Source organism: Acidovorax sp. CCYZU-2555, from assembly GCF_018413525.1.
Classification (GTDB): Bacteria; Pseudomonadota; Gammaproteobacteria; order Burkholderiales; family Burkholderiaceae_C; genus Comamonas.
The window spans coordinates 82215-98135 of record NZ_JAHCDD010000011.1 but is presented as its reverse complement, the minus strand read 5'-3'; the positions used below and the strand labels follow the sequence as shown (position 1 = coordinate 98135).

The 15921-nt window shown below is 67.4% G+C and carries 15 protein-coding genes; 13 read left to right on the top strand and 2 right to left on the bottom strand.

Translation table 11 applies throughout. From position 1 onward, the window contains the following. Position 1 precedes the first annotated feature (1 nt). Together KHY18_RS05965 and KHY18_RS05960 are read right to left on the bottom strand one after the other, a co-directional pair. Positions 2 to 571, bottom strand: coding sequence for a DUF2889 domain-containing protein (locus KHY18_RS05965; protein WP_502768357.1), 570 nt, complete (start codon positions 569 to 571; stop codon positions 2 to 4). Positions 572 to 606: 35 nt separating this feature from the next. Beyond that, positions 607 to 1836: a CaiB/BaiF CoA transferase family protein gene (locus KHY18_RS05960; RefSeq protein ID WP_213295541.1), complete on the bottom strand. Its 1230-nt coding sequence runs from the start codon at positions 1834 to 1836 to the stop codon at positions 607 to 609. Between the two features lie 280 nt (positions 1837 to 2116). Here KHY18_RS05960 and KHY18_RS05955 point away from each other — a divergent pair, with 280 nt between their 5' ends. The 13 genes from KHY18_RS05955 (at position 2117) to KHY18_RS05895 (ending at position 15884) form a co-directional block, all read left to right on the top strand. Continuing rightward, complete coding sequence (locus KHY18_RS05955) at positions 2117 to 3328, top strand: ABC transporter substrate-binding protein (RefSeq protein ID WP_213295539.1); 1212 nt, start codon at positions 2117 to 2119, stop codon at positions 3326 to 3328. A gap of 11 nt (positions 3329 to 3339) precedes the next feature. Further along, positions 3340 to 4179 (top strand): HTD2 family dehydratase, encoded by an 840-nt coding sequence (locus KHY18_RS05950; protein WP_213295533.1) that lies wholly within the window; start codon positions 3340 to 3342, stop codon positions 4177 to 4179. A gap of 47 nt (positions 4180 to 4226) precedes the next feature. Then, a complete protein-coding gene (locus KHY18_RS05945; protein WP_213295531.1) occupies positions 4227 to 4958 on the top strand; it encodes an SDR family NAD(P)-dependent oxidoreductase in 732 nt (243 codons plus the stop codon). Between the two features lie 11 nt (positions 4959 to 4969). After that, positions 4970 to 5881 (top strand): NAD(P)-dependent oxidoreductase, encoded by a 912-nt coding sequence (locus KHY18_RS05940; RefSeq protein WP_213295527.1) that lies wholly within the window; start codon positions 4970 to 4972, stop codon positions 5879 to 5881. 3 nt (positions 5882 to 5884) lie between these two features. After that, on the top strand, positions 5885 to 6763 hold the full coding sequence (locus KHY18_RS05935) for a branched-chain amino acid ABC transporter permease (RefSeq protein WP_213295524.1): 879 nt from the start codon (positions 5885 to 5887) through the stop codon (positions 6761 to 6763). Continuing rightward, positions 6756 to 7733, top strand: a complete 978-nt coding sequence (locus KHY18_RS05930; RefSeq protein WP_349630254.1) for a branched-chain amino acid ABC transporter permease — start codon at positions 6756 to 6758, stop codon at positions 7731 to 7733. Before KHY18_RS05935 ends, KHY18_RS05930 begins: the two co-directional genes overlap by 8 nt. Further along, positions 7730 to 8563 (top strand): ABC transporter ATP-binding protein, encoded by an 834-nt coding sequence (locus KHY18_RS05925; protein WP_249728944.1) that lies wholly within the window; start codon positions 7730 to 7732, stop codon positions 8561 to 8563. The genes KHY18_RS05930 and KHY18_RS05925 overlap by 4 nt, the downstream gene beginning before the upstream one ends. Next, positions 8556 to 9335 (top strand): ABC transporter ATP-binding protein, encoded by a 780-nt coding sequence (locus tag KHY18_RS05920; RefSeq protein ID WP_213295522.1) that lies wholly within the window; start codon positions 8556 to 8558, stop codon positions 9333 to 9335. Before KHY18_RS05925 ends, KHY18_RS05920 begins: the two co-directional genes overlap by 8 nt. Positions 9336 to 9969: 634 nt before the next feature. After that, complete coding sequence (locus tag KHY18_RS05915) at positions 9970 to 10896, top strand: SMP-30/gluconolactonase/LRE family protein (RefSeq protein ID WP_213295518.1); 927 nt, start codon at positions 9970 to 9972, stop codon at positions 10894 to 10896. Between the two features lie 29 nt (positions 10897 to 10925). Next, complete coding sequence (locus KHY18_RS05910) at positions 10926 to 11906, top strand: Bug family tripartite tricarboxylate transporter substrate binding protein (protein WP_213295509.1); 981 nt, start codon at positions 10926 to 10928, stop codon at positions 11904 to 11906. A gap of 303 nt (positions 11907 to 12209) precedes the next feature. Beyond that, positions 12210 to 13460, top strand: a complete 1251-nt coding sequence (locus tag KHY18_RS05905; RefSeq protein ID WP_213295499.1) for an FAS1-like dehydratase domain-containing protein — start codon at positions 12210 to 12212, stop codon at positions 13458 to 13460. A 76-nt stretch (positions 13461 to 13536) separates the two neighbouring features. Then, a complete protein-coding gene (locus KHY18_RS05900; RefSeq protein ID WP_213295497.1) occupies positions 13537 to 14688 on the top strand; it encodes a CaiB/BaiF CoA transferase family protein in 1152 nt (383 codons plus the stop codon). Beyond that, positions 14685 to 15884, top strand: a complete 1200-nt coding sequence (locus KHY18_RS05895) for a CaiB/BaiF CoA transferase family protein (RefSeq protein WP_213295494.1) — start codon at positions 14685 to 14687, stop codon at positions 15882 to 15884. Before KHY18_RS05900 ends, KHY18_RS05895 begins: the two co-directional genes overlap by 4 nt. Positions 15885 to 15921 lie beyond the last annotated feature (37 nt).

The following is a 15921-nucleotide window of genomic DNA, read 5'->3' as shown; positions in this document are numbered from 1 at the left end:
CTTATAGCGCGCTGCCGTTGTCGGTGACCGCTATCGGCGCGGGTCTGTGCAGTTCGGGCCACAGCCGTGCGACGACCGTGCGCTCGCCTGAATACGCATAGCAGCTGTCGACCTTGGCCAGGCGCTGGGCGGCGTTTTCGGGCTGGTTGATCGCCGCCAAGCGCATGGGCGCCAGGCCCTGGTAGGCGGTGGTCGCCAGCGGGCCCAGCAGCTCGACGATATGCGTGCAGGAGCGCTCGCCCTTGAGCAGCGCGCGCACGTTCTTGTTCCAGCCGCCGGCCATCTGCAGGCCGATCAGCGGCGTGAGCGAGGCTTGTGCGCCGGGGCAGATGTCGAAAGGCGTGGCCTGCATATGCGCGCTGGCGTCGCGCACCCACATGTCCTGATCGAACACCAGGATGACCGTGATGTCGTGCAGCGTGTCGCCAGGAGGCGAGTCGACGTCCGAGAGTTGGCGGCGAAACGCCACGGTCTTGCGATCGACGAGCCGGCCCTCGACTTCATACAAGCCGTCTTCACGGTGGTAGAAACGCAGATCGATCTGGCGGTGGTGGTGTTCTTGTCGCGGCACGCGCATGGTTTTCGCTGTTTTATGGTGGGGAGCTGTCAGCTGGCTTCGCGCACCGGGGCCCAGGCAAACGACCCGGGCTCGGCAGTTCGCACTGCGCCCGAAGCCAGCAGCGCGGCGCGCGCGGACTCCGACAGGCCGGCGGCGGCCAACACCTCGATAGTATGCTCGCCCAGCTCGGCCGGCGGAAGGGTTTCGACGCTGCCCGCAGCGCCGGCCATGCGCGGAAACTCGGGCGCTTCGAACGAGAGCCCGCGGTACCGGATGTCGCGCAGCTTGCCCGGCTGGTGCGCATGTTCGGCTTCGAGCACGCGCTCCAGCGGCAGCACTTCGGTGCAGCCCACGCCCGCGGCCTTGAGCTGGCCCAGCAGCGCATCGAACGGGCGCGCGGCGATCGCGCTGCTGACCATGGCCTCGACCTCTTCACGCGCTTTCTTGCGCATGCGCAGCGTGGCAAATGCCGGCTCGGCGCCCTGGGGCAGCTGCATGGCTTCGCAGAACTTGAGCCAGTGGCCGTCGGTGAGCATCAGCAGATAGATCCAGCGTTCGTCCGAAGTGAGGTAGGCGCCATAGCCGGGCATGCTGAACTCGCCATGCGGCTCGCGTTCGGCGCGGCCCAGCAGCTGGGTCTTGAGCTGCACGCCGACCAGATCGCGCGCGGCCACGTGCAATCCGGTTTCGTAGAGCCCTATGCCCACGGGCTCGGGCGGCGCGCCGTTCTTCGCCTGCAGCATAGAGGCAAGCACGCCGATGACCGCATAGGCGCCCGCGAACTGGTCGTGGTACGAGGGCCCCAGGCGGCTGGGCCGGCCGTTGATGCGATTGCCTTCCATCACGCCCGTCGCGGCTTCGGCCACGGGATTGGACGCGAGGTCATCGGCCTGCGGGCCGGCCGCGTAGCCGCTGATATGGCAGTAGACCAGTTGCGGATTGATGCGCGCGCAGTCTTCGCGCGTGACGCCCAGCTTGCGCGCGGCCTTGGGCGCGAGGTTGTGCACCAGCGCATCCGAATGCGCGAGCAGCGCGCGCAGCGCTTCGCGGCCTTCTGCCTGCGTCAGATCAAGGCATGCGCTTTTCTTGCCATGGCTATAGGCGATGAAAGTGCCGCTGGGGCCGCCGCGCACCAGCGCGCGCGTGGGGTCGCCGGCCGGCGGCTCGATCTTGATGACTTCGGCACCCAGCTGCGAAAGGATATGCGTGGCGAAAGGCGCGGCCAGCATGGTTCCTAACTCGATGACGCGCTTGCCTTGGAGGGGAGGGGTGGACATGGGGAGGGCGCTCCTGAACGGTAGATGGACATAACTTCGATTAGATAATGCATTGTATAAATTATTGAAAAGGATGAAAGGACTTTTTGGAGACAGCGCAAAGACGGCCCAGCGAGTCTGGCGACTCGGCAAGCTATTGATAACAATGGACGAGCTGCTCGCGAAAGGCAATGGGAGCAGCGTTTTCTTAGATGAAAACCCTAGCTAACATTTCAAACGCTCGTTTATACAATGCATTATCGTGCCGCCGACCCCTGTTCCTTTTTTGGAGGTTTCCACCATGCGCAGAAGAACTTTCCTCTCCACCAGTGCGCTGAGCGCTTGCGCCGCGACGCCGTTGCTGGCGCGTGCGCAGCAGGCCTCGCCGGGCATCGACATGGCGACCAAGACCGTCACGGTGGGAGCGTTCACGCCGGTCACGGGGCCGGTGCCGTTCTATGCGATCCTCACGCACGCCGCCGAGGCCTGCTTCAAGTGGGCCAACGAGACCAATGCGCTCAATGGCTGGAAGATCAAGTTCGTCACTTATGACGACGGCTACGAGCCGGCGCGCAGCGTCGCGGTCACGCGCCGCATGGTGGAGGAAGACAAGATCTTCGCGCTGGCCGCGCCCGTGGGCACGGCGCAGTCGGTGGCGGTGCTGCCCTATGCCAAGGAAATCGGCCTGCCGGTGATTGGGCCCATAGGCGGGGCGACGGCGCTGTTCTCCGAACGCCTGGTGTTTCCGCTGTTGCCCGACTACGGCTGGTCGGCGGCGTCCAATCTCGACTACGCGCTCACCGATCTCAAGGCCAGCCGTGTCGCGCTGCTGTGGGAGAACGACGAGCTGGGCCGCTCGGGCAAGCGTGGCTTCGATCTGCACCTGAGCGGGCTCAAGAAGGAGGCGTCGGAGTCGATTCCGTTCGAAGTGCGCAATACCGACTTCACGCCCCATGTGCGCCGCCTGGCCAAGGCCAAGGCCGACGTGGTCATCGTCTTCGGCTCGAACGCCAATCTGACGGCCGCGCTCAAGGCCGCCGACCGCATAGGCTACGAAGCGAAATGGATGGCGCCGTTCTTCACGGCCGATCCGACGACGCGCAAGCTCGCGGGCGACCTGCTCAACGGTGTCTATTTCTCGTCGTGGCTGATGCCCGTCACGGCCGACGACCCGGACATCAAGGCCTACCGCGACAACGTGGGTAAGCTCTATCCGGCCGACCCGGTGGGTGTGTTCGGTCTCAACGGCTGGAGCAATGCCGCGCTGTTCGTCAAGGGCTTCAAGGCATTGCTCGACAGCGGCAAGCCGCTGACCCGCGCGAGCCTGGTCGATGTGATGGAGACGCTCAAGGACCAGAACATAGGCGGCGCGCGCAAGGTCACGTTCATGGCCAACGACCACCGCGGCGCGCGCCAGGAGGGGATCATCCAGGCCGCGCCCGATGGCAGCTTCAAGCTGGTGCGTGATTTCCGCCCCTATCCCGCGGCGGTGTTCGACGCCAAGATTTCCTGAAAGCGCTGGCAATGACTGATTCGTACGAAAGCTGGGTGGGCCGCCACGAAGTTCGCGAGGAACTGATTGCGCCGGGGCCGGTGCAGGCCATGGCGGCTGCGCTCGATTGGGAGCAGGCGCCGCAGGAAGGCCAGGCGCTGCCGCCGGGCTGGCAGTGGATGTACTTCAACCCCAAGGTGCGGCGCAGCGGCCTGGGGCCCGACGGCCATCCCGCGCGCGGCGGTTTTCTGCCGCCGATCGCCTTGCCGCGCCGGATGTGGGCCGGCAGCCGTATCCGCTATCTCGCGGATCTGCAGGTGGGCGCCCGGGCCGCGCGCACCAGCCGCATTCTCAAAGTGGAGAACAAGGTCGGCAAGCGTGGTTCGCTGTGGTTCGTCACGGTGGAGCACAGCATCGACAGCGACGGCCAGCTGTGCAGCGTCGAAGAGCAGGACATCGTCTACCGCGATGCGCCGCCGCCGGGCGCGCCCGCGGCCAGGCCCGAACCCTACGATGCGCCCGCGGCCTGGGGCCAGGACGTGCAGCCCGACACCACGCTGCTGTTTCGCTACTCGGCGCTGACGTTCAACGGCCACCGCATCCATTACGACCAGGCCTATGCGCGCAATGAAGAAGGCTATCCCGATCTCGTGGTCCACGGGCCGCTCACGGCGACGCTGCTGCAGCAGCTCGCCATCGCCCAGGGCGATGGGCGCGCGCTCGCGGGCTTTGATTTTCGCGGCGTGAGCCCGCTGTTCGTGGGCCGCACATTCCGCATCGAAGGCCGGCAGGAAAGCGACGGCACGCTCGCGCTGTGGGCGCGCGGCCCCGACGGAGAACTCGCGATGTCGGCCACGGCCACATGGCGTTGAACGATCACCAGCAACAACCAGGATTGAGGCACTTTATGGCACAGCATATGAGCGGTCCCGCGGACCTGCGGGGACAGGTGGCGCTGATAACGGGCGGCGCGGGCGGCATGGGCCGCGCGATCTCGGCGGCCTTCCACAAGGCCGGCGCAACCGTGATCGCCACCGACCGCGCCGAGCACGAGGACCTGGGCGCGGGCATCGAATACCAGCGCTACGACGTGACTTCGCGCGCCGACACCGACCGCGTGATCGAGGGCGTGCTTGCCCGCCATGGCCGCATCGACATCCTCGTGCTGTGCGCGGGCATCATCGCGCGCACGCCGCTGGGCGACAGCACCGATGAGGAGTGGGACGCGATCATGCAGGTCAATGTGCGCGGCGTGGTGAACCCCACGCGCAAGCTGTTTCCGCTGATGTGCGAACAGGGCTACGGCAAGATCCTCGCCGCGGGCTCGATCGCCGCGAAGAACGGCGGCGTGGCCTCGGGCCCGGCCTATGTGGCTTCCAAAGCCGCGGTGCACGGCATGCTGCGCTGGATCGCCAAGGCCGGCGCGCCGCACGGCGTCTATGCGAACACGCTGGCCCCGGGCCCGGTCGAGACCGCGATGTGGGCCAATGTCACGGGCGCGGCCGCGCCTTCGGCCAACAGCACCGTGCCGCTGGGCCGCTACGGCAATGCCGAGGACATCGCCCAGGCCGCGCTGTTCCTGTGTTCGCCGGCTTCGAACTGGATCACCGGCACGTCGCTCGACATCAGCGGCGGCATGTGGATGAATTGAAGGAGCAGCACATGACTGATACAAGCTCTGTGGTCATTGGCTTCGTCGGCCTGGGCGTGATGGGCGGCCCCATGTGCCGCAACATGGCGCTCAAGCATGCGGGCGAGGTGCTGGCCTTCGACACCCAGGACGCGGCTTTCGATGCCGTTGCCGAAACCAAGGCGCGGCGCGTGGCTTCGCTCGCCGAGCTGGCCGCCCAGGCCGATGTGGTATTTCTTTCGCTGCCCGCAGGGCCGGCCGTCGAGGCCGTGTGCCTGGGCGCGCAGGGACTGACTTCGGGGGCGCGCAAGCCCGCAGTCATTGTCGATCTGAGCACCACCACGGTGGCCTCGGCGCGCAGTGTCGCTCAGCGGCTCGCGGCGCTCGACGTGCAGTTCGCCGATGCGCCCGTGGCGCGCACGCGTGAAGCCGCGCAGCGCGGCGAACTGAGCATCATGGTCGGCGCCTCGGCCGGACTGTTCGCGCGCATCGCGCCCTGGCTGGGCTATATCGCGTCCGACGTGACGCTGTGCGGCGAAGTCGGCTGCGGCCAGGTGGTCAAGCTGGTGAACAACGCGCTGGTGTTCGAACACACCATGGCGCTCGCGGAAATGATGGTGCTGGGCGAGCGCGCGGGCGTCGCGCCGGCGACGCTGCTCGACGCGGTGTCCAAGGGCTCGGGCGACAGCTTCGTGCTGCGCAATCACGGGCGCAAGGCCATGCTGGCGCGCCAGTTCCCCGACAAGTCGTTCTCGCCCGAGTACGTGCTCAAGGACATCGCCTGCGTGCTCGAACTGGCCGACGAAGTGGGCGTGGCCACGCGCGTCACCGAACTCGCGCAGCGCTATTACGCGGCGACGGCGCAGGCCGGCTACTCCGGCCGCTACTTTCCCGCGGTCATCGAAGTCATCGATCGCAACCTGGCCGTTGCGGCCAAGGAGTAAACCATGGCAGATATCCTGGGCCTGGTCTGGGCCGGCGTCATCAGCGGCTGCCTGTATGCGATGGGCGCGATCGGCATCGTGCTGATCTACAAGAGCTCCATGGTCGTGAACTTCGCCCACGGCAATCTCGCCGGCCTGGCCGCGTTCCTGGTGTTCGGCTTCACGGCCGGAACGCTGGGCAACATGGCCTGGGGCGCGGCCGTGGTGCTGTCGCTGGCCATCATGGTCGCGGCGATGGCGCTGACCTATCTGGTGATTTCGCCGCTGGTGTTCAAGTCGGATCTGACCAGCACCATCTCCACGCTGGGCGTGGGCCTGGTGGTGCAAGGCCTGACGCAGATGGTCTTCGGGCCCGACGTGGTCTCGCTCGACTTGCCGCTGCCCGCGTGGCGTGTGGACCTGGGCGGGCTGCGCATCTCGGCCTATGACCTCACGGTGCTGGGCGTGACGGCGCTGGTGATCGGCGCGCTGTATCTGCTGATCGAGCGCACGCGCGTGGGCATTGCGTTTCGCGCGGTGTCGGCGAATCCGTTCGCCAGCCGGGTCTGCGGGCTGAGCCTGCGCCGCGTGCATCTGTTCTCGTGGATCGTCGCCGGCGTGCTGGGCCTGATCGCTTCGCTGCTGATCGTGCCGACGACGTTTCTGTCGTCGACCAGCGTCTCGTCGTTCATGCTGCAGGCGTTTGCCGCGGCCGTGGTCGGCGGCTTCACCAGCCTGCCGGGCGCGGTGATAGGCGGCATCTTCGTGGGCGTGCTGATGAACCTGCTGTCGTTCTATGTGGCGGCCGAGTTCACCAACACCTACATGCTGGCCATCATTTTGCTGGTGCTCAATCTCTTTCCCAAAGGCGTGCTGGCCGTTCGAGGAGGTGCCCGTGTCTAAGTCTGCAACCCTTGCCGCTCCGTTGGAGCGCCCCGCGCTGCGTCTGCCGCGCAATCTGTCCTGGCCGGCGCTGCTCATTGCGCTGGCGCTGGCCGTGCTGCCGCTGGTCGCCGGCGGCTACTGGGTGTTCACGCTGGGCGTGTGCTTCGCGAACGCGATCGCCATTCTGGGCGTGAGTTTCCTGGTGCGCTACGGCGGCGAAGTGTCCATAGGCCATGGCGTGTTCGCGGCGTCGGGCGCCTATGTGGTGGCGCTGGCCGAGAAGTATCTGGGGCTGTCGGTGCTGCTGAGCCTGCCGCTTGCGGCGCTGACCGGCGCGCTGCTGGGCATGTTGTTCGCCTATCCGTCGCGCAACATCTCGGGCATCTACCTGGCGGTGGCCACCATGGCGCTGGCGCTGGCCCTGCCCGAAGTGCTGCTGTACTTCTCCAGCGTCACGGGCGGCTATGAAGGCCTCTATGTGAAGCGCGACGCGCTGCCCGGCGTCACGCGCGAACTGCAGCGCTACTACTTGCCGCTGGCCGGGCTGATCACCGTGGTGTTGCTGCTGCGACATTTTCGCGCCTCGCGCCAGGCGATGGCGCTGCTGCTGATACGCACTTCGGCGCCGGCCGCCGAATCGTTCGGCGTGCGCCGCAGCTGGGCGCGCCTGGCCTGCATGGCGCTGAGCGCGATGATCGCGGCGACGGGCGGGGCGCTGCTGTCGTTCAGCTCGACCACGGTCTCGCCCAACAGCTTCACGCTGTGGACGTCGATCTTCCTGCTGGTGGGCTCGGTGGTGAGCCTCTATTCGCTGTCGCTGATCGGCAGCCTGGTCGGCGGGCTGTTTCTCACGCTGGTGCCGCTGCTGCTCGCGGGCGCGGGCAACTGGGTGCCGATTCTCTACGGCGGCGCGCTGCTGGCGGTGGTGCTGGGCGCGAACGCGCTGCCCGCGGCCTGGCGCAAGCGCCTCGGGGGAGGCCAATCATGAGCGCCATTCACTTGCAGGCCGCGGCCATGCCGCTGGCCGCCGCGGCGTCGGCGCCGGCCGTGCGTCCCGACGCGCTGAGCGTCGAGTCGCTGTCGCTGTCGTTCGGCGGCAACCATGTGCTGCAGGACATCAGCCTGCGTTTCGAGCCCGGGCAGATCACGGGGCTCATAGGCCCGAACGGCGCGGGCAAGACCAGTTTCTTCAACTGTCTCACGGGCCTGTACTCGCCGCAGGTGGGCCGTATCGCGCTGGGCGCGCAGCGCCTCGAAGGCGTGCCGCCCACGGGGCGCGCGGCGCTGGGGTTTTCGCGCAGCTTCCAGCATGTGGCGCTGTGCCCCGAGCTCACGGTGGTCGAGAACGTGATGATAGGCCTGGACCGGCAGTCGCGCGCGGGCTGGCTCGATGCCTTCTTGCCGTTGGCGTCGGGCCGTGCCGAACGCGCCGCCCACCGCGCGCTGGCGCTGGCCGCGCTGCGCCGCCTGGGCATAGAGTCCGTGGCCGAATCCTTGCCGGGCGAACTGCCGCCCGGCGTGCTGCGGCTGGCCGAGATCGCGCGCGCCATCACGGGCAAGCCGCGCGTGCTGCTGCTCGACGAGCCGGCTGCGGGGCTGAACTCGGTTGAAACCCATGACTTGTCGAACGCGCTGAAAAAGCTGCGCGCGCCCGACCTCGTGCTGGTCGTGGTCGAGCATGACATGGATCTGATCATGGAAGTCTGCGACGCCATCCATGTGCTCAATGTCGGCCGGCTGCTGGCTTCGGGCACGCCCGAACAGGTGCGCGCCAATCCCGACGTGGTCAAGGTCTATCTGGGAGACGACGATGAATGATGCGGGTGCGGAACTTCTGCGGGTCGAGAACCTGTCGGTGCGCTACGGCGCCGGCCCGGTGGTGCAGGGCGTGTCGTTGGCCATGGCCGCGGGCACGGTCGCCGCGCTGCTGGGCGCGAACGGCGCGGGCAAGTCGAGCACGCTCAAGGCGATCGCCGGGCTCGAGCCCGCGCAGGGGCGCGTGGTCTTCGACGGCCAGGATGTGTCGGCGCTGAGCACGGCCCAGCGCTTTCGCGCGGGCATCGTCTATGTGCCCGAAGGCCGGGCCATCGTCACCGACCTGAGCGTGGAGGAGAACCTGACGCTGGGCGCCTACTTCGTCGATGCGAAGACGCGGGCGCAACGCCAGCGCATGGTGCTCGACTTCTTTCCCGAGATCGCCAACCGGCTGAAAGCGCCCGCGGGGCTGCTGAGCGGCGGCGAGCAGCAGATGCTGGCCATAGGCCGGGGCCTGATGTCGGCGCCGCGCCTGCTGCTGCTCGACGAGCCTTCGCTGGGCCTGGCGCCGTTGCTGGTGGCGCGTGTCTACGAGCGGCTCGCGGCGATACAGCAGGAGCAAAAGCTCACGGCCTTGCTGGTGGAGCAAAGCTTTCACGCCGCGGCCAAGCTCGCGCGCCATGCCTGGGTGATGCGCCATGGGCATGTGGTCGGCGAACTCGACGCCTCGGCGCTGCGCAGCCGCGAAGGGCGGCTGCGGGCGATCGATGCTTATTTGGGGGCGCGGCAGGACGATGCTTCCGCTGTGGCGGCACCGGTTGCTGTGGCGCATTAAGGGCGTGTGCATGGCGACCTTCAACAACGGCTTTGCCTGCAGGGGCCGGGTCTCGGCCCGGCGGCCGACTTCATTTTCTTGTACGCACAAGAAAACGAAGCAAAAGAAAGCGGCCCTGCTGTCTGCGACCCTGCGCTTCGCTGCGGGCAACCTGTCGTGCTCGGTCCCGGGCTGCGCCGCGGAACTCGCTACGCGCCTGCGGCGCTGCGCTCGAACAACCGCGGCGAGTCAGATGACGAAGCCTCCGTGTCCTTCGGCACTCCGGCCCAGCCCGGGCCCTGCGCGCGCCAGGGCTGGGCGCCTCCGCGCAGCCAGAAGGGCGGGACGGCCTGCGAGTGCGGTAATGAAACGCAAGCTTGGCGAGTTTTTGACAGTCCAGGGGCCTTCACTCCGTTGGTCCTGGAGCAGCAGCGGGCCTCACCTCCCCCGTTCGTCCTGAACCTGCCTCGCCGGCCGCGTCGAAGGATGAACGGCCAGCCCTCAGAGGGGATCGCACCCTTCGACAAGCTCAGGGTGAACGGACAACGGAGCATGGTTAACCGCTCATCCTGAGCCTGCCTCGCCGGCCGCGTCGAAGGATCGAAGGATTGAAGGATGAACGGCCGGCCCGCAACAACAATGGAGACCATCGAAGATGAAACAGCTGAAACTTCAAGGCAAGGTCATAGCCACCGGCCTGGCCTTCCCCGAGGGCCCGGTGGCCATGGCCGACGGCAGCGTGCTGGTCGTGGAAATCCAGGGCGGCTGGCTGCTGCGGGTGGGGCCGGACGGCAGCAAGCAGCGCGTCGCCCAGCTCGGCGGCGGGCCCAATGGCGCGGCGCTGGGGCCTGATGGGCATTGTTATGTGTGCAACAACGGCGGCTTCAGCTGGCGCAGCGATGACGGCTTCACGCGGCCCACGGGGCCGTCGGCCGACTATGACGGCGGGGCGATACAGCGCGTGAACCTGGCGACGGGCGCGGTCGAGAATCTCTATACGCAGTGCGAGGGCGTTCCCCTGCACGGCCCCAACGACCTGGTGTTCGATGGCGATGGCGGCTTGTGGTTCACGGACTTCGGCAAGACCTACGAAGACCGCATGCTGCGCGGCGCCATCTATTACGCGCGCACAGACCGGCATGAGATACGCCGGGTCGCGCATCCGGTGCTCACGCCCAACGGCATAGGCTTGTCGCCCGACGGCAACACGCTTTACATGAGCGAGACCGAGACCAGCCGGCTGTGGTCCTACCCGGTCACGGGCCGGGGTCAGCTGGGCATCGCGCCCTGGCCTTCGCCCAATGGCGGGCAGCTGGTGCATGGGCTCGCGGGCTACCAGCGCTTTGACTCGATGGCGCTGGAAGAGGGCGGCAACATCTGCGTCGCGACGCTGGTCAACGGCGGCATCAGCGTGTTTTCGCCAGCCGGCGAACTGCTGGAGTTCCACGCCGCGCCCGAAGGCTACTGCACCAACATCTGCTTTGGCGGGCCCGGGCGCCGCACCGCTTTCATCACCCTGTCTGGCTACGGCCAGCTGTTTGCCGCCGAATGGCCGCGCCCGGGCCTGGCCCTGGTCGGCTGATGTTTCCACCGCGTTTCAAGGAGTCGCCCATGATCACCCGTCGATTTGTGCTGCATGCCGTGGCGATGGCCGCCGGCCTGACGGCCGCCGCCGCGCCCGCCCTGGCCCAGCATGCCTGGCCTGAACGGCCGATCCGCATCATCGTGCCGTATGCGGCGGGCCAGGGCGCGGACGTGCTCACGCGCCTGGTCGCCCAGGAACTGCAAAAGACGCTGGGCCAGCCCATCGTCGTCGAGAACCGCGCGGGCGCGGGCGGCAACATCGGTACCGCAGCCGTCGCCAAGGCGCCGGCCGACGGCTATACCTTTTTGCTGGGCACCAACGCGACCAACGCCGCCAACGAATTTCTCTACACGGGCCTGGGCTTCAACCCGGCGCGCGACTTTGAATCGGTGGCGATGATAGGCCTGCTGCCCATGGTGATCAGCACCACGCAGGCCGATCTCAAGACCAATGGCATCGCCGACCTGGTGGCACGCGCCAGGGCCAGGCCCGACACGCTCAACGTGGGCCTGCCCAGCACCACGGCCCAGGTGGTGTTCGCGCAGTTCGTGCAGCAGGCGCAGGCGCCGCTGTTCGCCGTCAAGTACAAGGCTTCGGGCCAGTCGATGACCGATGTGCTTGGCGGGCAGATTCCGCTGGTGATAGACACGGTCACCGCGTCGCGCGCCCACATCGCCTCGGGCAAGCTGCGCGCGCTGGGCATCACCTCGCTCAAGGCCAGCGACATGCTGCCGGGCGTGCTGCCGGTCTCGGAGCAGGGCGTTGCCGGCTTCGACGTCGTCGCCTGGGACGCGTTCTTCGCGCCCAAGGGCACGCCCGCGGACATCGTGAAGAAGTTCAGCGACCACCTGCAACAGGCCCTGGCCCAGGCCGACACGCGCCGCCGCATGATGGACATAGGCGTGGAGCCCCTGTTCATGGGCCCGCGCGAACTCGACGCCTTCGTCAAGCAGGAGCGCACCAAATGGGGCGCAATCATCCAGTCCGCAGGCATACGCACGGAGTAAGCAAGGGGTTTCCCTATACCCGTGCCACAAACGACAATGCAGAATGCATTATCTGGTTGTCGAAAGTGGAGTCGGAAACGGCACAACCCCAAAGGCATGCGAAAGAAAATCGAATGCACCGAGCAAGTTGCAAGCACCCGCACACGGAAGAAAACAGACGCATGAGTTTCGAGACAGAGCAGCAGTGTGGAACGGACAGCCATTGATTGGGAATTTTTGACTTGAAGCAGTAAGCATTTTTCACTGCTATTTTTTAACCGCCAGAGAATGCATTCTGCATTTTATTGTACCTAGGAGCGCCAGATGAGCACAGTGATCGCCAACCCTTCCGCCACTTCCGCCGCACCCGCCGGCGCGGCGCAGCCATCCGATGTCGGCAACAAGCCCGCCGAAGGCGTGATCACCGACGCAGCGATTGCCGCGGCGCGCGACATGATCGGTCTGCATCTGCGCCCCGAAGGCCCTTATCTGCAGGACGCGACCACCGATACCCTGCGCAACTGGTGCAACGGCATAGGCGACCTCAACCCGCTGTACCGCGACATCGGCTACGGCCCGGGCACGCGCTACGGCACCATGGTCGCCCACCCCATGTTCCCGATGGCTTTCGGCTGGCTGGGCCGTACGCGCTGGGGTCTGCCGGGCGTGCATGGCTTCTACGCGGGCAACGACTGGGAGCTGTTTCGCCATGTGCGTCCCGGCGACCGCATCAGCGCCATCGAACGCGTGGTCGGCGTCGATGTGAAAGAAAGCCAGTTCTCGGGCCGCCTGGTGCTGCAGTATGTCGAAGCCTGCTACTACAACCAGCGCAGCGAGCTCGTGGCGCGCGCGCTGGGCACCTGCACGCGCCACGAGCGCAAGGCCGCGCGCGACACCGGCAAGTACAAGGAAATCGAGCAGTACCAGTACAGCAATGAAGAGCACGACCGCATAGACCAGATCGTGCTCGACGAGCCCAAGGCGATTCGCGGTGCGAATGTGCGCTACTGGGAAGAAGTGCAGGAAGGCGAGGAGCTGCCGACGATTGCGCGCGGCCCGCTGTCCCTCATGGACACCATGGGCTTTCTCGTCGGCTGCGGCCGTGGCCATACGCATGGCGTGGTGCTGCAGGCGGCGGTCAAGCACCCCGGCCATTTCTTCCGCAACCCCGAAGCCGGCGGCGGCGTCGAGTACACGGGCATAGGCCACCACCGCGAATCCGTGGCCAAGGAGGTGGGCGTGCCCGGCACCTACGACTACGGCCCGCAGCGTTCGTCGTGGATGTGCTCCATGGTCACCAACTGGATGGGCGACGCGGGCGTGCTCAAGCGCGTGCGCACCGAGATGCGGCGCTTCAACATCGTCGGCGACACCACGTTCTGCAAGGGCAAGGTGGTGCGCAAGTATGTGAAGGACAACATCGGCCTGGTCGACATCGAGATCGCGGCGGTGAACCAGCGCGGTGAAGTCACGACCCCGGGCATTGCCACGGTGGCCTTGCCGTCACGCGATGTGAAGCGCCCGGCATTCATCGACGGCGCGAGCGTGGACCTCGAGCTGCCGGTGGTGCGCTGAGCGGCGCGCCATTCTTCGGCAGGCGCGCTGCGCCTGCCGTCACCCTGTCAACCGGCTCTGGAGAAAAGGGGACCCCATGCCCTCAGTAGACAACCAACCTCTTGCGGGCTGCCGGGTGATCGAGCGCTCGCGCTCGGTGGCCGCGGCCTATGCGGGCAAGCTGCTGGCCGCGATGGGCGCGCGTGTGGTGATGCTCGAACCCGAAGAGGGTTCGGCGCTGCGGCGTGCGCCGCCCTGGCTCGAAGGCGCGCAGGAAAGCGCGCTGTTCGCCTATCTCAGCGTGGGCAAGCGCAGCAGCGTGTGCGATCTGCGTAGTCCTGAAGGCCAGGCCGACTTTCTGCAGGAGTTGGGCGAAGCCGATATCTTCATCGACGACACGCCGCTGGACGAGCGCGAAGCTTGCGGGCTTGACGCCGAGGCGCTGGCGCGGCGCTTTCCCGAACTGGTGCATGTGAGCGTGCTGCCGTTTGGCGCCAGCGGCCCCAAGGCGCACTGGAATGCCGAGGAAGTGAACCTGCTGCATGCGGGCGGCGAAGGCTATCTGCTGCCCAACGGGCTGTCGAACGAGCTGTTTCCCGATCGGCCGCCGCTGAAGATCTACGGCCATTTTTCTGAATACCAGGGCGGCAGCTCGGCCGCGATGTGCGCGCTGGCCGCGTGGTGGGCCGTGCCCATCGAAGGAGGGCAATACGTCGATGTGTCGGTGCAGGACGCGGTGCTGGCCGTGGGCGCGTTCGCGCTGCAGCGCCTGGGCGACGGCTCGCTGGAGCACCGCACTACGCGCAGCTTTCGCTATGGCGGCGTGTTCCGCACGCTGGACGGCTATCTCGAACTGCTGACGCTCGAGGACCGGCAGTGGCAGGGCCTGGTGGAGCTGCTGGGCCAGCCGGCCTGGGCATGCGATCCGGCGCTGGTCGATCCGCTGGAGCGCAGCCGGCGCGGCGACGCGATCAACCAGCATATCCGCGCATGGATGGCGCGCCACCCGACCGAGCAGATCGTCGCGCGCGCCCAGCAGCTGGGCGTGCCCGCGGCCAAGTACCGCACGCCCGAGGAAGTGGTGCAGGGCGAGCAGGAGCGCGCGCGCGGGCTGTTCGGCGCGGCGACGCTGGCCAGCGGGCGCGAAGTCGACGTGCTGGTCGCGCCGTTCCAGTTTCGCTGCACGCCCTTGCTGCGCGGCGGCGCCGTGCCTGCATTGAATGAAATGTCCCGGGAGGCCACTGCATGAAGCCCTTGCGTACTCCATTGGCCGGCTTGCGCGTGGCGGATTTCACCATCCACGCGGCCGGGCCGTTTTGCACCCACCTGCTGGCGCAGATGGGCGCCGAGTGCATCAAGATCGAAAGCCGCACGCGCCCCGACGCGTTTCGCAAGCCGCATGCGGTCTACGGCCGCATGCAGGCCGCGACCTTCGATCAGGTCTCGGCCAACAAGCTGTCGGTGCGCCTGAACCTCAAGCTGCCCGAAGCCGTGGCCCTGGCCAAGCGCCTGGTCGCGGTCTCGGATGTCACGGCCGAAAGCTTTCGCCCGGGGGTGATGAAGCGCCTGGGGCTGGATTTCGAGGCGCTGGCCCAGGTCAGGCCCGATCTGGTGATGCTGTCGCTGTCGTCCAGCGGCCAGAGCGGGCCCGACTCGCATTTCGCAGGCTATGCGCCGCTGTTCGGCGCCTGGGGCGGCCTGGGCTGGATGAGCGGCTACAGCGACGGCCCGCCCGTCGAGATGCGCCATGTGATGGACCATTCGGCGGGAATGCACGCCGCGCTCGCGACGCTGGCCGCGCTGCACCAGCGCCGGCGCACGGGCCAGGCCCAGCATGTGGATCTGGCGGCGCGCGAAGTTGCGTCGGCGATGATTGGCGACGCGCTGGTCCAGGCCAGCGCGGGCGAGCAGCCGCAGCGCCCGGGCAATGCCGACGCCGCCATGGTGCCGCACGGCATCTATGCGAGCAACCGGCCCGACCGCTGGCTCACGCTGGCCGTGCGCAGCCAGGGCGACTGGCTGGCGCTGCAGGTCGCGCTGGGCCGCTCCACCACCGATCCGCGTTTTGCGAGCGTGGGCGCGCGGCGCCAGCACCGCGAAGCCGTCGACGATCTGGTGGGCGGCTGGCTGCGCGACTGCGACGCCGACGACACCGCGCGCAGGCTGCAGGCCGTGGGCGTGTGCGCCCATGTGTCCTGGAACATGCAGGATATCGCCGACGACCCGCATCTGCGCGCGCGCGGCGCGCTGGCCGAAGTCTCGGCGCCCGGTATTGCGCCGCGCCTGGCCGTGGGCGCGCCCGCGCGCTTCAGCGCGACCAGCGATGTCGGCATACGGCGGCTGACGCCCGCGCTGGGCCAGGACGAAGACTATGTGTATGGTGAACTGCTGGGCCTGGGCCGCGCGCAGCGCGACGATCTCGAAGCCCGCGAAGTCATTTTCTGAGCCGGGCCCGTGCCTGCCTCGCCTTTTGCATTCCACA

Coding starts and splice junctions, on each gene's coding strand:
- KHY18_RS05900 (WP_213295497.1), top strand. CDS start 13,537: ATGCCCTCAGTAGACAACCAACCTCTTGCGGGCTGCCGGGTGATCGAG.
- KHY18_RS05910 (WP_213295509.1), top strand. CDS start 10,926: ATGATCACCCGTCGATTTGTGCTGCATGCCGTGGCGATGGCCGCCGGC.
- KHY18_RS05955 (WP_213295539.1), top strand. CDS start 2,117: ATGCGCAGAAGAACTTTCCTCTCCACCAGTGCGCTGAGCGCTTGCGCC.
- KHY18_RS05945 (WP_213295531.1), top strand. CDS start 4,227: ATGAGCGGTCCCGCGGACCTGCGGGGACAGGTGGCGCTGATAACGGGC.
- KHY18_RS05960 (WP_213295541.1), bottom strand. CDS start 1,836: ATGTCCACCCCTCCCCTCCAAGGCAAGCGCGTCATCGAGTTAGGAACC.
- KHY18_RS05905 (WP_213295499.1), top strand. CDS start 12,210: ATGAGCACAGTGATCGCCAACCCTTCCGCCACTTCCGCCGCACCCGCC.
- KHY18_RS05950 (WP_213295533.1), top strand. CDS start 3,340: ATGACTGATTCGTACGAAAGCTGGGTGGGCCGCCACGAAGTTCGCGAG.
- KHY18_RS05920 (WP_213295522.1), top strand. CDS start 8,556: ATGAATGATGCGGGTGCGGAACTTCTGCGGGTCGAGAACCTGTCGGTG.
- KHY18_RS05935 (WP_213295524.1), top strand. CDS start 5,885: ATGGCAGATATCCTGGGCCTGGTCTGGGCCGGCGTCATCAGCGGCTGC.
- KHY18_RS05895 (WP_213295494.1), top strand. CDS start 14,685: ATGAAGCCCTTGCGTACTCCATTGGCCGGCTTGCGCGTGGCGGATTTC.
- KHY18_RS05915 (WP_213295518.1), top strand. CDS start 9,970: ATGAAACAGCTGAAACTTCAAGGCAAGGTCATAGCCACCGGCCTGGCC.
- KHY18_RS05940 (WP_213295527.1), top strand. CDS start 4,970: ATGACTGATACAAGCTCTGTGGTCATTGGCTTCGTCGGCCTGGGCGTG.
- KHY18_RS05925 (WP_249728944.1), top strand. CDS start 7,730: ATGAGCGCCATTCACTTGCAGGCCGCGGCCATGCCGCTGGCCGCCGCG.